This window comes from Micromonospora sp. CPCC 206060 (assembly GCF_036906895.1).
Lineage (GTDB): Bacteria > Actinomycetota > Actinomycetes > Mycobacteriales > Micromonosporaceae > Micromonospora.
Map to the genome: position 1 here is coordinate 1 of NZ_JBAKHU010000097.1, position 16,022 is coordinate 16,022.

Genomic DNA, 16,022 nt, shown 5'->3' on the forward strand with positions numbered 1-16,022 from the left:
CTCGTTTCAGCCATGAGCCTCTATCCCTCAAGTCCTGGCCTCCACGTTACGAGGGGAACCACACCTCGTCGCCGACGCGGAACCGGGTGACGTCCGAGCCCACAGCGCTCACCGTGCCGGCCGCGTCGTAGCCGAGCACCTTCAGCTCACCTCCCGGGTCGCTGCCGGCCCGCATCTTGACGTCGACGGGGTTTACGGACACCGCCTCGATGCGTACCAGGAGATCGTGCGGGCCTGGCACGGGGATGGCGATTTCGGCGTCGATGAGGCTGTCGGGATGGTCGATGGGCAGGTTCTTGCGGTAACCCACCGCGTGCATCGTGTCGGTCATGCCCGCGACGCTACCCAGGAGGCGATAGTTACCGTCAACGGATCCTAGTTCCCGATGGGAACTACAATTGGGGGATGGTCTCCTCACCGGTCAACGATTGCGGCCCGCGTGACGTCTACTCGGCGGCCTGCCCCTGCCGGGACATGCTCGATCTGCTCGCCAACAAATGGAGCGCACTCGCGCTCGGCGCGCTGCAGGACGGGCCGCGACGCTTCGGGGCCATCCGCAGCCGCTTGGAGGGCATCAGCCCTAAGGTCCTCACCCATACGCTGCGCCGGCTGGAAGACCACGGCTTGGTCAACCGGACGGTGTACCCAGCGGTCCCGTTGCACGTCGAGTACGAGCTGACCGACCTCGGCCGAGACGCCTGTGCTCCGCTCGCCCTGCTGCGCACGTGGGTCGAGGACAACATCCATCGCTTCCCCGTGGCCTCGTGACGAGTCGGAGCGCGCCTGTCCCGTTGCCTCCACGCCGGCATCCTGGTCAGCCGCAGCCGGGGTGGATGTCGTGTGCCACGGCCCGGCGCAGTGGTGACGTCGGTCAGGTGTGATCGCGGGCCGGGCGGGGCGGCATCGATCTGCAGGTTGTATAACCAGACGGGGTAGTCGACCGACTGTGCTCCATCGGCCAGTCCTGGGTCCGGTTGAGCTGGGCGGCCGGGATCCACAGGTGCCCTGAGCGGTCGATCCACCTCGCGTCGGCCCAGATGAGGCGCGGATCGGTGAGGAGGGTGTCGACCTGCCCGTCGGGCGTGATGGTCAGGATCCGGCGTTGTCCCACGTCACCGAGGTATATAGTGCCGGCCGCGTCGATGGCGGTGCCGCCGGTGGTCGGGGTGTCCAGCCACGTCTCGACTTGCTCAGCCAGGGTGTCGTCGGGCACCGACGGGTCGTCAAGCCAACGGGTTTCGCTGGCGGGCTTGTCCTCGTCTCACACCTGGTGACCCGGCAGCCCCTACCGGGCCGCCGACGTTACGACGCGGAGCCCGGCGGCTCGAAGACGCCGACCGCGTCGTAGGCGTGCCACGACCCCTCCGACTTGCCGAACGTCAACACGTTCTCGCCGGCCACGAACGCGTCCCGGGGCAGAACGATCTCCACGATGGTCTTCCGTAACAACACCTCGTGCGACGGCGGATCGAACGACAAGATCGGGCGTCCTGTCGAGCCGCAACTGCGACGACCCGGCATTGTCCGCGCGCGTCGGACGGGAGCGGGACATCAACGACGTCATCGAGCCGAACTATGCGGACTTCGTCTCGTCGCTGCGTGGCAACCGCAAGCTGAGCGACGCCGTCGCCGCCGGCACCGCACCCGTCCTCTATTTCGAGACCTCCCGCGGATGCTGGTGGGGCCAGCGCTCCCACTGCACCTTCTGCGGGCTCAACGGCCTCACCATGAACTACCGCACGATGGACCCGGCTCTCGCCCGGAAGCAGCTGGAAACCCTCTTCAGCTACGCACCCTGGTGCACCACCTACGCCTGCACAGACAACATCATGCCTCGCACCTGCCGGAGCGAGGTCCTTGCCCATCTCCAACCGCCGGCGAACTCGTCGATCTTCTTCGAGGTCAAGGTGCCCGTATCGGAGCGCGATCTCAAGATCATGGCACGCAGCGCCGTGAACCGGGGGCAGCCGGGCATCGAGTCGCTGGCCACCGACACGCTCACACTCATGGGCGAGGGGACGACGTCGTTCCAGAACATCCAGTTCTTGAAGAGCTGTATACGGCACGACATCGAACCGGTCTGGAACCTGTTGATCGGTTTCCGCGGCGAGCAGGAGGCGGTGTACCGCAAGTACCGTGAAGGACATTCCGCTGCTGTTTCACCTGCCGCCGCCGTCGGGCATCTACATGGTGCGGTTCGACCGGTACAGCCCGTACCTCACCAAAGCCGACGAGTACGGCTTGAACTTGAAGCCGATGGACTTCTACAGGTTGATCTATCCCTTCGGGGAAGAAGGGATCGCGAACTTCGCGTACTTTTTCGCTGACGAGAACGTCTCGCCGTACATGGTGAACGCCGTCAACTGGCACGAGCAGCTCAACGAGCTGACCACCCAGTGGAACCAACGGTGGCGTGCGGGATCAACGGCCGGAGTTCCGCGCCTGGCCCTCATCACCGACGAGGACGACCGCAGCAGGTACGGCTATCGTCGGAGCGAAGCGGGTCGAGCGCGGCGACGACTGCCTCCACGGCCACCTGGTGAGGTATGCCTACCGTCGTTGCGTGGTTGTGCCGTAGCTGGCTGCGGTTGGTTTCACTGACCAGCGGATGCAACGACACCGCCTTCGTTCCTACTCCGTCACGTTCCAGGTGCCCTTCGTTGACGAGGCTCAACTGCGTCAGCCCACGAAGCGCGGCGTGGAGATGCCGGTGGCGGGCAGCGGGTCGAGCCGTGGATGAGCACGTTCGTCAACACCGACACCGGGCAGGTCCTCGGCATCGTGGACGGCCGCAACAGCACCGGCATCCAGGGCTGGCTCGACGCCCGCACCCCGGCCTGGCGGGACCGGATCGAGGTCGTCGCGATCGACCCCTCCGCGACGTTCCGGTCCGACCTCGATACCGCCCTCCCTGCGGCGCGGATCAGCGTCGACCACTGGCACCTGGTGCGGCTCGCGAACCTGATGGTCACCAAGGTCCGCCAACGCGTCGCGCAGAGACCAAGGGCCATCGGGGCCGCAAGGACGACCTGGCCTGGGCCCACCGCCTGCTGCTCCGTGCCGGGGACCGGCTGTCCGAACGTGCCGTGTACCGCCTCGACCGCGTCTTCGCTCACGATGACCCTACCGGCGAGATCGGCGCCGCCTGGGGCGTCAAGGAACGCGTCCGGATGCTGCTCGCGTGCACCGACCTCGACGCCGCGGACACCGCCCGCGGCCAGCTCGGCATCACGGTGCTTGCCGCGGACATGCCCGAGACCTGGCGGCTGTGGGAGACCATCCACGACTGGTGGGACGAGATCGAGACCCTCATCGAAACCAGAGTCACGAACGCCCGGGCCAAGGCCGCGAACACCGGCATCAAGCACATCAAGCGCACCGGACGGGGCTACCGCAACCACCACCACTACCAGCGCCGTATGCCGCTACGCAGCCACCGGCAGACCCGCCGGCGGCGCACACGCTTGAATCAGCAGGCCACCGCAGCCAAATGCGAACAGCCTGCAATCGTCATCCGACAAGACTCGCCCGATTCCCAACCGGCTTGACGTATTCCGTTATAGGAATATGATGGCTGCCGTGGCACGAGCAGCGACGACGTCGGACGCGTTCAACGCGATCGCCGAGCCGCAGCGCCGGGACATCCTGGCGCTGCTGCGGGCGGGTGAGCGGCCGGTGACCGACCTGGCCCATGAGCTGGGGATGAGCCAGCCGCGGGCGTCCAAGCACCTGCGGGTGCTCCGGGAGGTGGGGCTGGTGCGGGTCCGCGGGGCGGGCAAGCAGCGCCTCTACGGCCTGGACGCCCGCGGGCTGCGGCCGGTCCACGAGTGGGTCGGCGGGTTCGAGCGGTTCTGGAACGAGAGTTTCGACCGGCTGGACACCTACGTGCAGGACCTCAAGCAGACGCGGCAGGAGGAATGACCGATGGCAGGGGCAAGGCAAGAAACGCGGGTGGAGCCGGCGACGGCCGACCGGGAGATCGTGATCTCCCGGGTCATCGACGCCCCGCGGGAGCTGGTGTTCGAGGCGTTCACCGAGGTCCGGCACCTGTCGCGGTGGTGGGGTCCGGAGGGGTTCACCACCACCACGCGGTCCTTCGAGTTCCGCGTCGGCGGGGTGTGGGACTTCGTGATGCATGGGCCGGACGGGACGGACTACTCCGAGTGGATCACCTGGACCGAGATCGTCCCACCGGAGCGGATCGCGCTGCTGCACGGTGAGTCCCGCGACGACCCGAACGCCTTCGAGTCGGTCCTGGCCTTCGCGCCGCACGGCACCGCGACCCGGATCGTGATGCGCACGGTCTTCCCCACCAAACAACTGCGCGACCAGGCCGTGGAGGAGTACCACGCGATCGAGGGCGGCGAGCAGACGCTGAGCAGCCTGGCGGCCTACGTGGCCGAGATCGCCCAGGAGAAGGAGGGCCGCTGATGGCCGGGAAGGTGTTCTTCAGCGTGTCGATGTCGCTGGACGGCTTCAGCGCGCCCGAGTCAATGGAAGGCATCTGCGCCACGCCCGAGCAGCGGGAGCAGGACCCGAGGCTGGAGCGCTGGATGGCGCAGTGGATGGAACTGCAGGCGTGGATCTTCCCGCAGCGGTTCTTCCGGGAGAACCTCAACCTGGGCGAAGGCGGCGAGGAAGGGCGCGACAACGACATCGCCCGGGAGACGTTCGAGCGCACCGGCGCGAGCGTCATGGGCAAGCGCATGTTCGACCTCGGCGAGCAGGCATGGCCGGAGGAGGCGCCCTTCCACACCCCCGTGTTCGTCGTCACCCACCAGCAGCGCGACCCCTGGGAACGGCCGGGCGGGACCACGTTCCACTTCGTCAACGACGGCATCCACAGCGCGCTGGGCCAGGCCCGCGAGGTCGCCGGCGACCGGGACGTCCGCATCGCCGGCGGCAGCGAGACGATCCTGGAGCACCTGAACGCCGGCCTGGTCGACGAGTTCTCGATCGCGCTCTCACCGGTGCTTTTCGGCGCCGGCACCCGCCTGTTCGACGGCGTGGACGCGTCCAGGGTTGCGCTGGAGCCCGTCCGTTCGGAGCCGTCGTCGCGGGTGACGCATCTGACCTACACCGTGCACCCGCGGTAGCCGCGCGACCAGGACCAACGTGAAGACGTCACTACCTGAACCCGCGCCGGGCGTGGCTGGGGTCCTTGCGTCAGTCGGCTGTGCGGCTTGCTGTGGTGCCGTCGCCTACTGGTGATGCGGTAACTGATGTCGGCCGTGTGGATCTGGGTGAGGTCGGCTGGGGTGATGCCCCGGCCGGTGAACCGTTCGACCGCGAGCAGGCCCTTCTCGGTGCGGTCGCGGGGTTCGGTGAACTACTGGGACTGACACCTGCCTCCAGCGGCGCCACCTGTCTGCCCGGACGCGCTTCGCCTCTCGTCCGTCGGTAACCTGCTCGGCCTCACGTACCCAGACGCGCAGGGTCTCGTGGTTGACGCCCAGGTCCTGGGCCACTGACGCGTACGTACGCCCCGGGCTGGAGCGGTACAGCGCGACGGCATCGGCCCGGAGCCGAGTTCGAGTCGTATGCCAACTCCGTGATGATGTACTCCTCGATGCCTTCGGTGTGAGTGGGACCGGGCAGGACGGAGTTGACCGTGACGCCGGTGCCGGCCGCGGCCTTGGCCAGGCCATTCGCCGCAAAGCTCCTGGTCATCCTCGACGGCGCGCAGGTCCTGGCGGCCGCCCTGGGGACCGACGACCCTAAAGACCACATGATCCAACTGGCCGAGCAACTCCTCGCCGCGAGGCTGCCCACCGCCGTCGACTGAGCGTGCCTCGATGTCGATCACCGCTTTCATCCCCGAAGCGGAGTCCTTCGACGCCGCGCAGCGCGAGTTCATCGCCCGCTTCCGCCCGACGGCCCTAATCCAGCGGCTTACCAAGCCTGCCGAGGTCGCCGACCTCATCCTCTTCCATCAGCTCCGACCACGCCTCGGCCACCACCGGCGGCACTGGAGGTCGAAGGAGGCACCCTCACCTCCCTCACCCCATGACGCGAAACGGGACGCCCGGGAAACCGGCCCGGACCCACCAGGCGTACCTCGCAAGAGCCGTCCCCGGTGGGGCCGATCGGTCTCCGGACCACCGCGCCGGTTTCCTGGGCGCACCCCCACGCAGCCCATTGGCGTCAGGGGACGCATGCTTTCCTTTTCTGTGTGGTGGTGCATGAGAAGCGCGGTGGCGTGCCGAGTCTCGATCTGTTGCTGACCTTCTTGGAGATCTACCGGGCGGGGTCGTTGTCAGGGGCGGCACAGCGACTGGGGGTGACGCAGCCGGCCGTTACCGGCCAGCTTGCGCGCCTGGAGGAGCAGGTCGGGGAGCCGCTGTTCGTGCGCACGGCCAGAGGTGTGACACCGACGCAGCGGGCGGCGGTGCTGGCCTCGCGCGTCGGCGCGCATGTGGACGGGCTGCGGGGAGCGCTAAACCTTGCGGACACGGAGCCGATGCTCAAGGATACGGTGCGCATCGGCGGTGCGGCCGAGTTGATGACCCTGCGGGTGATGCCGGTGCTGGCCGACCTGGCCAAGCGGGGTGCACGCGTGCACGCCACCTTCGGTCTGGCCGACGAACTCCTATCCGCGCTGGTTGCCGGCCGTCTGGACCTGGTGGTTTCAGCGGTACGGCCGACACAGAAGGCCGTGCTGGCAGAACCACTCGTGGACGAGGAGTTCGTCCTGATCGCTCCACCCGCGCTGGCCCACACCATCGATGCCCAACGGCTGCGGACGCAACCGGTAGCGGCGCTGGCGCACCTGCCACTGGTGGCATACGCCGAGGAACTGCCCATCGTGCGCCGCTATTGGCGCAGCGAGTTCGGACGGCGCCCGCCGAACCCGGTGGCGATGATCGTCTCCGATCTCCGGGCGATCCTGGCAGCAGTGGTCGCGGGTGCCGGTATCTCGGTCCTGCCGCGCTACATCGCCACCCCCGCGCTCGATGCGGGCAAGGTGGTACAACTGCACCACACGGAGGCGGAGCCGCTGAACACCCTCTACCTGGTTGTCCGGTGGGATGCCCCGGGCAACCCGGCGGTAACCGCGCTGCGTGATCAGCTGCGGCAGGCCGCCCGCCGGTGGAGCACATTGTGAGCGGCCCGTTGCCCGAGGGCCCATGTGCTGCCGCAAACTCCTCGTCAGCGACCGGCGCCAGCCTGTTCAGCAGAACCCGTCTCGCAGGCGTCCGTCTGCCTTCTCCTCTCCAGCAAGGAGGAGCCATAACAATCCTTATGGCCTGTCTCGTGCCGCTGGATGAACACTGATGGAGGCTGGCGTTGTCACAGGCACCGCGGCACCAGTCTCGCGGCGTCTTTGGCGCATAACGCTACAGGCCCCGTTCATAGAAAAGCAGGCACTCATGTCGAAGATTCTGATGGTTATCTCGGGCGCGGACAGCATGAAGCTGGCCGACGGCTCGGCCCACCCCACCGGCTACTGGGCGGAGGAGGTCGCCTCGTCCCACAAGGTGCTCACCGCTGCTGGGGCAGAGGTGGTCATCGCGACGCCCGGCGCCGCGCGGCCGACGGTCGACGCACTCAGCCTCGACGAGCGCGGTGGGGTCTCACCGAGCGACGCGCAGGAGTTCCGCGCCTACCTCGACAGCATCGCCGACCAACTCGGCCATCCGCTCTCCCTCGCCGAGGTGCAGGCTGGTGACTACGACGCGATCTACATCCCCGGCGGACACGCCCCGATGGCGGACCTCGCCCAGGACGCCGACCTCGGCCAGCTTCTGAACGAGGCCAACGCCCAGGGCAAGCTCGTGGCGGCACTGTGCCACGGCGCCGCCGCCCTGCTGAGCGCCACCAGGTCCGACGGCACCTTCACCTTCGCCGACCGCACGCTGACCTCCTTCACCGACGAGGAAGAGCGCCAGGGCGGACTGGGCGACAACACGCCGTTCTTCGTGGAGAGCCAGCTGCGCAAGCGGGGAGCCGCGGTCAAGACCGGCGCCGCGTGGAGCAATACGGTCGTCGAGGACGGCAACCTGATCACGGGCCAGAACCCGCAGTCCAGCACCTCCATCGCCGAGGCCGTTCTCAAGGCCCTGACCGGGCGCTGACACACCCTCGGGCCGCCTGCATGCCGGGATTCTGGTCGGCCTGGTGCACGTGGAGCAGGCCGGGGCCCAGCAACGGCCAACTGTCGGTCTTCTCCCCGGACACCTACACCGCCGTTACAGCGTGCCCACCGGACAGACGCCCGGTCGCCATCCGCACCCGGATGGCGACCGGGCGGCCGGTGGCAGCCGATGCGGCGCTGAGAAGCAGCACCACACCGGACGATGTGAAGGTCGCGGCGATGCCGAACGCATCGATCACGGGTTGCACGGCCAGCGGTGACAGGAACTGGCCGAGGAAGATCGCCATGACGAGGCCGCCGAGGACCCGTCCTCGCCGGGCGGCAGGCGCGATCTCGGTCAAGCGCAGGTCGAGGTTGGGCACGACGATGCCGACCCCGATGCCGCCGATCAGCATGCCGGCGAACAGTTGCGGCAGTACCGACGCGGTGCCGGCGATCACCCAGCCGACGCCCATCACCGCGATGCTGAGTGCGGTGATCAGGGGCGGGCTCAGATGCCGGCGCAGGCGAGGGAAGGTGAGCGCCCCCACGGTGCCGGTCAGGGTGCTGCCGGCGATCACGGTGCCGGTCATCGCCGCGCTGGTGTGGAACGTGGTGAGCCAGAACGGCCACTGAGTGGGCGCCATGTAGAAGATGACCGTGACGGTCGCCGCCAGGGCATAGATCCTGGCGATCTCCCGGGTCGCGCCTGCCACTGCGGCCGGTGGCGGGGATGCGCCGGTCGCCTTGTTTGCGGGTCTGGCCGTTTCCCGCAGGACGACGGCTGCGACGAGCAGCACCAGGGCGGCTACGGAGTAGAGCAGGAAAGGTGCTCGCGACGAGACGTCGGCCAGCCCGCCGGCCAGCACGCCGGCCAGGGGGAGGAACACCACGCCGCCGAGGCTGGCGGAGGCTGTTGGAGGCCGAGGAATCTCGCTCGGCGGGGGCCGTCGAACCAGTCCGCGATGACGGTGCTGACGGCGGTCATGGCGCCGCCGACTGCGGCGCCGAGCAGTGCCCGGCTGGCGATCAGGACGCCCAAATTTGTGATCAGGTATCCGGCGGATCCGGCGGGTGCGTACAGCGCCAGTGAGGTCAGCAGCAGCGGCCGTCGCCCGATGCGATCAGCGAGCAGACCCGCCACGGGAGCGGTCACGGCGATCGCAAGTGACGTCACGGTCAGCGTCAGCCGGACCAGGACCTCGGCTCCCGGCGTGTCCGCGTATTCGGCGGTCATCGCGGGAAGGCTGGGGGCGATGATCGCCGCCGCCATGATCGTGAGCGTGGCCGACATCAGGATCGCGGCGCGTGCGGCGGTCGCCGGCTCCGGTGATCTCGGGATCGTCGACGCGCTGAGAAGTGATTTCACCGGCGGGCCCTTCGCCGTCCGCGCCGGAAGCCGACCGTCCGGCCAGTCGCACCGGCGATCACCGGTGTGCCCTTGACTCTGGTCGGACGTGCTGGTCATCCGCGTGGTCGGCGGTTGCTCAGCGCTGTCCATCGCTGCTCATCTCGGGCTGCGTGACCGCCGAGCGGCATCGCGTCCACCGCCACCCGGCCGGACATGGTGAAGGCCTGAGCGCATTTCTGCAGCTCAGGCCTTCACCGCTCGGACGCGGAGTGGGTGGATCTCGCCCGTCATGGGGTGAGAGAGGTCAGCGTGCCTCCTTCGACCTTGAGCGCGGCACCGGTGGTGGCCGAAGCGAGCTCCGAACTGGTGAACAGGATGAGGTTGGCGACCTCCGACGGCTGGATGAGGCGCTGGAGCAGCGAGGTGGGCCGGAAGCGGGCGATGAACTCCCGCTGGGCGGCGTCGAAGGACTCGGCCTCGGGGATCAGGGCGGTGACGTACTCCTCGATGCCCTCGGTGTGGGTGGGGCCGGGCAGGACCGAGTTGACGGTGACGCCGGTGCCAGCGGCGGCCTTGGCGAGCCCACTGGCCACCGCGAGCAGAGCTGTCTTGGTGACGCCGTAGTGGACCATGTCCAACGGCGTGTTGATCGCCGTCTCGCTGGAGACGAATACGATCCGGCCGAACCCGCGCTCCATCATGCCGGGCATGTATTGCCGGGCCAGCCGTACGCCGCTGAGCACGTTGACCTCGAAGAATCGGCGCCACTCGTCGTCCTGGATCTCCAGCACCGGCGTGGAGGCGAAGATGCCGGTGTTGTTGACCAGGATGTCCACCTGCGGCACCGCTTCCAGCAGTGCCTGTGCGCCCTCGGCGGTTGCGACGTCCGCGGCGACGGTGACGACGTCGGCGCCGGAGACCCTTGCGCGGATGCCCTCGGCCGCTGCCTCCAGACGCGTCTCGTCCCGGCCGTTGAGGACGGTGCGGGCGCCGGCCCGGGCGAACCCTTCGGCGGTGGCCAGGCCGATGCCCAGCGTCGAGCCGGTGACCAGGACGGTACGTGCGGTGAAGTCGATTTTCATGATCGTCCTTGCTAGATCGGCGGCGGGCCTTCACCCGCCGGCCCGCCACCGATGTGACGGAACGTTCTCACTCATCATGAGACGGATCGTTCTCTCCGTCAAATTTGCGAGAGAGATCGTTCCGTCACATACTCGGGAGGTACCGGGGAACCAGCCAAGGGGGAAGCCACATGGGCAGGCGTTCGTCAGAGGAGACTCGGCGGCACATCCTGGACGTCGCCGGCGAACTGTTCTATGCGCGTGGTGCCCGGGCCGTAGGGATGGATCTGGTCATCAGCACCGCCGAGGTGGCCAACGCGACACTGTACCGCCAGTTCGCCACCAAGGACGACCTGGTCACCGCCTACCTCGTCGACCGCAACAATGCCTGGTGGGAGCGACTGCGGGAGGTGACCGCGGCGGCACCGGGCGCCCGTGAGCGCCTCCTTGCCCTGCTCGACATGACCGTCGCCGACATGGGGCAGCCGGGTTACCGCGGGTGCGCGACGCTCAACGTCACCACCGAGTTCCCCGATGAGGCCCATCCCGCCCATCGATCTGCGTCGAACCACAAGAGAGAGGTGCTCCACTGGCTGCGCGAGCAGGCAGCCGACGCCGGTGCGGGGGATCCGGACGCGTTGGCCGACCAGCTTATGATCATTCTGGACGGGGCGCAGGTCCTGGCTGCGGCGATGGGGCCGGAAGGCCCGTCGCGCCGGATGAGGCCGTTCGTCGAAAGCTTGCTTCCGGACGCCGCGAGCCCGCAGAGCGGGGTCTGAACGATCACAACGCAGCGCGGTCCCCTGCCGCAGATGCGGAAGGGGACCGCTGTCACCTCGTCGTCCCACCAGGGACGAACTCCGGCCGCGCTGTAGGCATCCTGGGCGGACAGGGCACCGGTGCGCCCCGCCCGCCCCGGTCAGGGCAGCTCGGACGGACGCACTTCGGTGGTGCCGCCGGCGATGTGCACGATGACGGTGAACGTGTCGGGGCCTTCGCCGCCTTCAGGGCCGGGCCACCAGGCGCCCCACCATCCACCGCGCACGCTGGCCTGGAAGGTGCGGCCGCTGTCGAGACGGATCTCCACACCGGTGACGCCCGGGCCGGCGAGCCCGACGATGTTCGACCACATGTCGTCACCGTCGCCGGCCGAGCTCCTCGTCTCCAGGGTGACCGTGCCGGCGGCCGGCACGGCGACCGGGCTGCCGTCAGTCAGTCCCATCGAGGCGAACTTGTCCGTGCCCACGATCAGGCATTCGACCATCGCGCCGGAGCTCTTGCACATGATCAGCAGGGTCGCTTCCCCGCGCTGTTCGGCGAGGATCACGTCGGACGGGCTCACCGTTTGCGAGGCGCCGCCGACGTCTCCGGCCCCGCACGCGTTCGCCTGGGTCATGACCTGCTCTCCGGTACGGGCGGTCGGCATGGCGGTCCAGGAGGCGACGGCCTTCTCGGCGGCGCCCGGAACCAGCGCCGGTACGCAAGAGCGCACCCATCGGAGCAGTCGTCGGGTGACGGGGCTGCTTACGCCTTCCCCAAGACCCTCCCTTCGACCATGAGGGCGCGCGGGAGACTCGGTTCGAGATCTGAACGCAGCGCTGAGAGGCCAACGAGCGCATCGCGGCATGAGCGTGCGTTATGCGGTCTGGCTGACTCTTGGTGCTATCGGTCGGTCCAGCGGGGATCTGGCCATGCGGTCGTAGGCAAGGTGTTGCAGGCCCGGCCGCACAAGTGTGGGTAGGCCACGTCGGAGATGAGGGCATCAGGAGTCGGGTCGAGGGAGTTCGGGTGGTCAATCTCCCGGGCGGGGCCGCTTAGCGCCCGGTCGTGACCCTGCAGCCAGCCGGCGACGGCATGGTGAGCACCGAGCACCGACGGGTAGGAACGATCGGCTGCGCGTACCGCCGCGTAGACTTCCGCATGGGCGGGTTCCAGGCGGACGCCGATCCTGCCTGCAGGCGCGACAACGCCTTCGGTCGGGGCGCACACCTCCACCACGCCCGGAGCGTCCTCGGAAACGAGGCTGTGGAACACGACGAAGGGTGGCCCGGCCAGGGGCAGCCTCTCCTTGCGGAGCAGATCGAATAGCTCCTCACAGGCTTGTGGAATGAACGTGGGCAGCGCAGCGGCGTCAGCGTAGCCGTGGATGCTAATGACCTTTTGCTCCGGAAGCGTGCGGTGCGCCAGCGCGAAGGTGCTTTGGGTTCCTGTCATCAATTCCTCCTGCAGTTGCGCGACGAGGGGAACTCGTGCGTGGTGGGAGTGTTCACAGTGCCGCCAGTACTGTGCGACGAGGGCGGCTGCGCTGGGTCCATCAGGGGCATCAAGGACTTGGCCGACCTGCTCCAGCGACATGCCGATCGCCCTGAGGAGCGCGATGCGGCGGGAGCGGGCGATCTCCTCGCGCCCGTAGTAGCGGAAGCCGGTGCGCTCGTCGGTGCAGGCGGGGCGGAGCAGTCCTCTGGCGTCGTAGATCCGTAGCGCTTTTTGGCTCAGCGACGTCTGCCGGGACAGCTCACCGATGGAGATCAGATCGTGCACGGAGGTAAGTCTGAAGTCTGCCCCAGGGGCAGAGGCAACCGGGATGACACGCAGGCCAGGAAGGGACATGCCCCCTCCGCCAACCCGCGCAATGACCATCCGCTTCCCGGCAGTAGCGGAAGCTGAAGCGCGGGGCGGACCGGTCACGGTCTGTGACGCTCGATCAGCGGCATGTGCGGATACTTGTGGGACCTCCTGCCTGCCCGTGAAATCCGAGCGGCCGTTACCCACACGACGGCATGAGTGGACCTTTCGCCGCAGTCGCTCATCGGCTCTACCGCTGAACCTCCTTGTCTGGTCGCCACTGGCGGAATGGGGCATCGACTCGTATCAGGGCCTGGTCGAGGTCCTGACCCATATCTCCCCATCGCACAGCAAGAATATGAACTGCGTGGGCGACCTCGGCGTGGACGTCGACGTCGAGGTCGCCCAGCTCGGCCCCGCCGGCTCGCCCGCTGCGGGTGCGCGACGCTCTTGTCTGGCTAGCCGTGGTCTCCGGGGCGGCATCCTGGTCTGGGGTCAGCGTCGCCGAGCGCAGCGGATAGACCCGCCGGGCCGGGTCAAGTGGCGCGGGTTCGCGCTGCGGTGACCGCCAATGTGGTGTACGGCATCGTGAAGCCGCCCCCGATCTTGTCGATGGCGGCCCCGACCTCCTCCAGCACCTGTGTCAGCTTGTCCGGCGGGAGCTTCGTGAGACCTCCGGTGGTGGGCAGCAGGTCCAGCCACTCGTCGCGGGTGTAGGACTGCTCCCAGTCGAACCGCCACTGCTCCGGTTCGCCGAACCCGCCCACCTCGCGGATCCCATCGGCGAACTTGGCGAACATCGCCTGGTAGAGGTCCACGCCGTTCCTCGTCGACTGCACGTTGAACGGCGAGTCGGGCACCACCCGCCGGTAGACCGCGGCGAAGGCATCCGCCACCCCGGACGGAGGCTCGAACACATGCGCGAACACCGCCAGAAGCCCACCGGGACGCAGCACCTGCGCGGCCTTGGTCGCACCCGCGACCGGGTCCACCCAGTGCCAGGCCTGCCCCGCGACGACCGCGTCGAAGACCCGGCCGGCGGGATCCCAGTCCTCGAACGTCGCCACCTCGACCTCGACCCCACTGCGGCGCGCGAACTCGGCCATCCGCACGTCCGGATCGACACCCAGCACCGTGCAGCTGGCCGACTGGAACTGCCGGGCTTCGATGCCGGTGCCGCAGCCAACGTCAAGGACGTCCGGCCCGGGGCTGGCGGCGACGATCCGGTCCACCAGGGCGTCGGGATAGCGGGGCCGGGCCCGGTCGTAGCGTTCGGCCTCCGCACCGAACGACTCGGCCACCTGCCTGGCTTGATGAGGCTCGGGCCGGGACGGATGTGATTGCTCCTGCGGTATCATGGGCATGCGCCCACTGTAGTGGGCATGTGCCCACTCGGCAATCGGGTTGTGGTTCGCGGTGAGCGTAAGGAGAGTGCGCGGAATGCCGACCGGGATACAGATCCGTGACGCGCGCAAGCAGCTGCTCGACGCCGCCGAGCGCATCCTGCTCCGGGACGGGCCGAGCTCGCTGACCAGCCGCGCGGTCACCACCGAGGCGGGCTGCGCCAAGGGCGTGCTGCACAAGCACTTCGCCGATTTCGACGCCTTCCTCGCCGAACTCGTGCATGACCGCATCGCCCGGATCGAGGACCAGGCCACCGCCCTGCGCAAGTCCGCCGGGACCGGCAGCGTGGCCGACAATCTCACCGACGCGCTGATGGACCTGTTCGACCCGGTCGCCGTGGCGATCGTCAGCCTGATCATCTTCCGGGACGAGCTGCGCGCCCGGCTACGCCAAGCCAGACCAGCCCATAGCGTCCCGGTCCTGACGGAGGCCAGCGCCATGATCGCCTCCTATCTCACCGACGAGTGCGAAATAGGCCGCATCGCGGCCGATGCCGACATCGACTCGCTCGCGCTCTCGCTGATCGGGGCCGGGCACCTGCTGTTCACCGCCCGGAACGGCACCCCGCCGGATGCTGGAGCTGTCGACAAGGTCGTCACCACCATCATCGCCGATGTCGTACAACGACGGCTGCTCTGAACCGCCCGGCAGCAAGCCGCTCGATGCAAGGTGTTGAGGAAGGTCTCACAAACGCTCGACGCTGAGAAGCCCTCACCGGACGCAGCATCAGCCGCGTCGCCGACGATGCCGAGTCGACGGCCACAGTGATCAACCACGGCGTCCCCGCGGACCAGGCCGACATGCTGCTTGACGTGTTCCAGGCAACACGCCGCGGAAAGTTCACCACCACCGGACCCGAACTCGAGAACCTCCAGCGTCCAGCCACCCCGATCCGTTCAATCCCGGAGGAAAGCCACCACCAGCGCCAGCCATCCCGACCACTCAAGGCAACTGCCACGTGAGGCGGTCACATCGCCCTCAATTCGGCAGTAGCGGAAGCTGAAGCGCGGGGCGGACCGGTCACGGTCTGTGACGCTCGATCAGCGGCATGAGCGAGCACCTGATCAAGCGCGCGTTCACACGGTCCCTCGGTGCGAGCCTGGCGTGCTTGAGAAGATGTTCGAGATCCGCTACTCGGGTCAGGTCTCAGGCGACCCTCTCGATCTCGGCACGTAGTTCGAGCGCGAGGACACCGGTCCCCTCGCAGTAGTCGGCGGAGTTGTTGGTGACGAGGAAAATCACCATGCGGAGCATGCCCCGACCACCCAGGCCTGCCGGTGCCCGGGAAGGCAACCACGGCGTGAGCCGGGATCTGTTCAACGGCGCCACCGGCCAACTGGCGGAACTGCTGACCGCCGGCTCGGCACCCTACCGCCGTACGCGAATCCGGTCGACTGACCGCCGGCCACCGGCGCCCGTCCGTGACCGTGCGGACAGCCGGAAATGCGTTTCTCCGATTGCAGGCACTCCATAGGATCTCCGATGATCAAGGAGGATGACACAGTGAGCCATTCCGGGTAAGCCTCTGACTACCAGGAGCGCTGTCCGGGATGAGGGATCATGGGCG

The 16,022-nt window shown here is 68.1% G+C and carries 21 protein-coding genes and 1 pseudogene; 12 read left to right on the forward strand and 10 right to left on the reverse strand.

The window, feature by feature from the left end; genetic code table 11:
* Nucleotides 1-46 precede the first annotated feature (46 nt).
* Nucleotides 47-331: an alcohol dehydrogenase catalytic domain-containing protein gene (locus V6U90_RS30085; RefSeq protein WP_334443893.1), complete on the reverse strand. Its 285-nt coding sequence runs from the start codon at nt 329-331 to the stop codon at nt 47-49.
* 74 nt (nt 332-405) lie between these two features.
* Between V6U90_RS30085 and V6U90_RS30090 the strand changes: the two genes are divergently transcribed.
* Complete coding sequence (locus V6U90_RS30090; RefSeq protein ID WP_334443895.1) at nt 406-768, forward strand: winged helix-turn-helix transcriptional regulator; 363 nt, start codon at nt 406-408, stop codon at nt 766-768.
* Nucleotides 769-871: 103 nt separating this feature from the next.
* Here the strand turns inward: V6U90_RS30090 and V6U90_RS30095 are convergent, their stop codons facing one another.
* Both V6U90_RS30095 and V6U90_RS30100 read right to left on the reverse strand, forming a co-directional pair.
* A complete protein-coding gene (locus tag V6U90_RS30095; RefSeq protein WP_334443898.1) occupies nt 872-1,213 on the reverse strand; it encodes a hypothetical protein in 342 nt (113 codons plus the stop codon).
* A gap of 89 nt (nt 1,214-1,302) precedes the next feature.
* Nucleotides 1,303-1,479, reverse strand: a complete 177-nt coding sequence (locus V6U90_RS30100) for a hypothetical protein (RefSeq protein WP_334443901.1) — start codon at nt 1,477-1,479, stop codon at nt 1,303-1,305.
* Nucleotides 1,480-1,520: 41 nt separating this feature from the next.
* On the opposite strand from V6U90_RS30100, the gene V6U90_RS30105 reads away from it, so the two are divergent.
* The 6 genes and pseudogenes from V6U90_RS30105 (at nt 1,521) to V6U90_RS30130 (ending at nt 5,096) form a co-directional block, all read left to right on the forward strand.
* Nucleotides 1,521-2,327 carry a radical SAM protein gene (locus tag V6U90_RS30105; RefSeq protein WP_334443904.1) on the forward strand — a complete coding sequence of 269 codons (807 nt, stop codon included), beginning with the start codon at nt 1,521-1,523 and terminating at the stop codon, nt 2,325-2,327.
* Between the two features lie 409 nt (nt 2,328-2,736).
* Nucleotides 2,737-2,916: pseudogene (locus tag V6U90_RS34050) on the forward strand (transposase); the annotation flags it as partial.
* Nucleotides 2,917-2,936: 20 nt separating this feature from the next.
* Complete coding sequence (locus tag V6U90_RS30115; protein WP_334443937.1) at nt 2,937-3,548, forward strand: transposase; 612 nt, start codon at nt 2,937-2,939, stop codon at nt 3,546-3,548.
* A 31-nt stretch (nt 3,549-3,579) separates the two neighbouring features.
* Complete coding sequence (locus V6U90_RS30120; RefSeq protein ID WP_334443907.1) at nt 3,580-3,921, forward strand: ArsR/SmtB family transcription factor; 342 nt, start codon at nt 3,580-3,582, stop codon at nt 3,919-3,921.
* 3 nt (nt 3,922-3,924) lie between these two features.
* Complete coding sequence (locus tag V6U90_RS30125) at nt 3,925-4,431, forward strand: SRPBCC family protein (RefSeq protein ID WP_334443909.1); 507 nt, start codon at nt 3,925-3,927, stop codon at nt 4,429-4,431.
* Nucleotides 4,431-5,096, forward strand: a complete 666-nt coding sequence (locus V6U90_RS30130; RefSeq protein WP_334443911.1) for a dihydrofolate reductase family protein — start codon at nt 4,431-4,433, stop codon at nt 5,094-5,096. Before V6U90_RS30125 ends, V6U90_RS30130 begins: the two co-directional genes overlap by 1 nt.
* A 105-nt stretch (nt 5,097-5,201) precedes the next feature.
* On the opposite strand, the gene V6U90_RS30135 is transcribed toward V6U90_RS30130, so the two are convergent.
* Entirely contained in the window at nt 5,202-5,648 is a 447-nt protein-coding gene (locus V6U90_RS30135) for a transposase (protein ID WP_442933698.1), read from the reverse strand.
* Here V6U90_RS30135 and V6U90_RS30140 point away from each other — a divergent pair.
* From V6U90_RS30140 to V6U90_RS30150, 3 genes are all read left to right on the forward strand, one after another.
* Nucleotides 5,612-5,785 carry a hypothetical protein gene (locus tag V6U90_RS30140; RefSeq protein WP_334443943.1) on the forward strand — a complete coding sequence of 58 codons (174 nt, stop codon included), beginning with the start codon at nt 5,612-5,614 and terminating at the stop codon, nt 5,783-5,785. The two genes, V6U90_RS30135 and V6U90_RS30140, sit on opposite strands and share 37 nt — an antisense overlap.
* A gap of 387 nt (nt 5,786-6,172) precedes the next feature.
* On the forward strand, nt 6,173-7,105 hold the full coding sequence (locus V6U90_RS30145) for a LysR family transcriptional regulator (RefSeq protein ID WP_334443914.1): 933 nt from the start codon (nt 6,173-6,175) through the stop codon (nt 7,103-7,105).
* A gap of 265 nt (nt 7,106-7,370) precedes the next feature.
* Nucleotides 7,371-8,075 (forward strand): type 1 glutamine amidotransferase domain-containing protein, encoded by a 705-nt coding sequence (locus V6U90_RS30150; RefSeq protein ID WP_334443915.1) that lies wholly within the window; start codon nt 7,371-7,373, stop codon nt 8,073-8,075.
* A 103-nt stretch (nt 8,076-8,178) separates the two neighbouring features.
* Here the strand turns inward: V6U90_RS30150 and V6U90_RS30155 are convergent, their stop codons facing one another.
* The 3 genes from V6U90_RS30155 to V6U90_RS30165 all read right to left on the reverse strand — a co-directional run bounded on the left by V6U90_RS30155 (nt 8,179) and on the right by V6U90_RS30165 (nt 10,507).
* Complete coding sequence (locus tag V6U90_RS30155) at nt 8,179-8,943, reverse strand: MFS transporter (protein WP_334443917.1); 765 nt, start codon at nt 8,941-8,943, stop codon at nt 8,179-8,181.
* Nucleotides 8,883-9,575: an MFS transporter gene (locus tag V6U90_RS30160; protein WP_334443919.1), complete on the reverse strand. Its 693-nt coding sequence runs from the start codon at nt 9,573-9,575 to the stop codon at nt 8,883-8,885. Before V6U90_RS30160 ends, V6U90_RS30155 begins: the two co-directional genes overlap by 61 nt.
* Before the next feature lie 137 nt (nt 9,576-9,712).
* Nucleotides 9,713-10,507: an SDR family NAD(P)-dependent oxidoreductase gene (locus V6U90_RS30165; RefSeq protein ID WP_334443921.1), complete on the reverse strand. Its 795-nt coding sequence runs from the start codon at nt 10,505-10,507 to the stop codon at nt 9,713-9,715.
* Nucleotides 10,508-10,677: 170 nt separating this feature from the next.
* On the opposite strand from V6U90_RS30165, the gene V6U90_RS30170 reads away from it, so the two are divergent.
* Nucleotides 10,678-11,265 (forward strand): TetR/AcrR family transcriptional regulator, encoded by a 588-nt coding sequence (locus tag V6U90_RS30170; protein ID WP_334443925.1) that lies wholly within the window; start codon nt 10,678-10,680, stop codon nt 11,263-11,265.
* Between the two features lie 140 nt (nt 11,266-11,405).
* Here V6U90_RS30170 and V6U90_RS30175 read toward each other — a convergent pair whose 3' ends face one another.
* The 3 genes from V6U90_RS30175 to V6U90_RS30185 all read right to left on the reverse strand — a co-directional run bounded on the left by V6U90_RS30175 (nt 11,406) and on the right by V6U90_RS30185 (nt 14,352).
* On the reverse strand, nt 11,406-11,882 hold the full coding sequence (locus V6U90_RS30175; RefSeq protein ID WP_334443927.1) for a hypothetical protein: 477 nt from the start codon (nt 11,880-11,882) through the stop codon (nt 11,406-11,408).
* 266 nt (nt 11,883-12,148) lie between these two features.
* Nucleotides 12,149-13,027 (reverse strand): MerR family transcriptional regulator, encoded by an 879-nt coding sequence (locus V6U90_RS30180; RefSeq protein ID WP_334443929.1) that lies wholly within the window; start codon nt 13,025-13,027, stop codon nt 12,149-12,151.
* A 560-nt stretch (nt 13,028-13,587) separates the two neighbouring features.
* Nucleotides 13,588-14,352, reverse strand: coding sequence for a class I SAM-dependent methyltransferase (locus V6U90_RS30185; protein WP_334443931.1), 765 nt, complete (start codon nt 14,350-14,352; stop codon nt 13,588-13,590).
* A 139-nt stretch (nt 14,353-14,491) separates the two neighbouring features.
* Here V6U90_RS30185 and V6U90_RS30190 point away from each other — a divergent pair, with 139 nt between their 5' ends.
* Nucleotides 14,492-15,094, forward strand: coding sequence for a TetR/AcrR family transcriptional regulator (locus V6U90_RS30190; protein WP_334443934.1), 603 nt, complete (start codon nt 14,492-14,494; stop codon nt 15,092-15,094).
* Nucleotides 15,095-16,022: the final 928 nt, after the last annotated feature.

Coding starts and splice junctions, on each gene's coding strand:
- V6U90_RS30085 (WP_334443893.1), bottom strand. CDS start 331: ATGACCGACACGATGCACGCGGTGGGTTACCGCAAGAACCTGCCCATC.
- V6U90_RS30090 (WP_334443895.1), top strand. CDS start 406: ATGGTCTCCTCACCGGTCAACGATTGCGGCCCGCGTGACGTCTACTCG.
- V6U90_RS30125 (WP_334443909.1), top strand. CDS start 3,925: ATGGCAGGGGCAAGGCAAGAAACGCGGGTGGAGCCGGCGACGGCCGAC.
- V6U90_RS30130 (WP_334443911.1), top strand. CDS start 4,431: ATGGCCGGGAAGGTGTTCTTCAGCGTGTCGATGTCGCTGGACGGCTTC.
- V6U90_RS30135 (WP_442933698.1), bottom strand. CDS start 5,648: ATGGCCTGGCCAAGGCCGCGGCCGGCACCGGCGTCACGGTCAACTCCG.
- V6U90_RS30150 (WP_334443915.1), top strand. CDS start 7,371: ATGTCGAAGATTCTGATGGTTATCTCGGGCGCGGACAGCATGAAGCTG.
- V6U90_RS30160 (WP_334443919.1), bottom strand. CDS start 9,575: ATGGACAGCGCTGAGCAACCGCCGACCACGCGGATGACCAGCACGTCC.
- V6U90_RS30165 (WP_334443921.1), bottom strand. CDS start 10,507: ATGAAAATCGACTTCACCGCACGTACCGTCCTGGTCACCGGCTCGACG.
- V6U90_RS30170 (WP_334443925.1), top strand. CDS start 10,678: ATGGGCAGGCGTTCGTCAGAGGAGACTCGGCGGCACATCCTGGACGTC.
- V6U90_RS30175 (WP_334443927.1), bottom strand. CDS start 11,882: ATGACCCAGGCGAACGCGTGCGGGGCCGGAGACGTCGGCGGCGCCTCG.
- V6U90_RS30190 (WP_334443934.1), top strand. CDS start 14,492: ATGCCGACCGGGATACAGATCCGTGACGCGCGCAAGCAGCTGCTCGAC.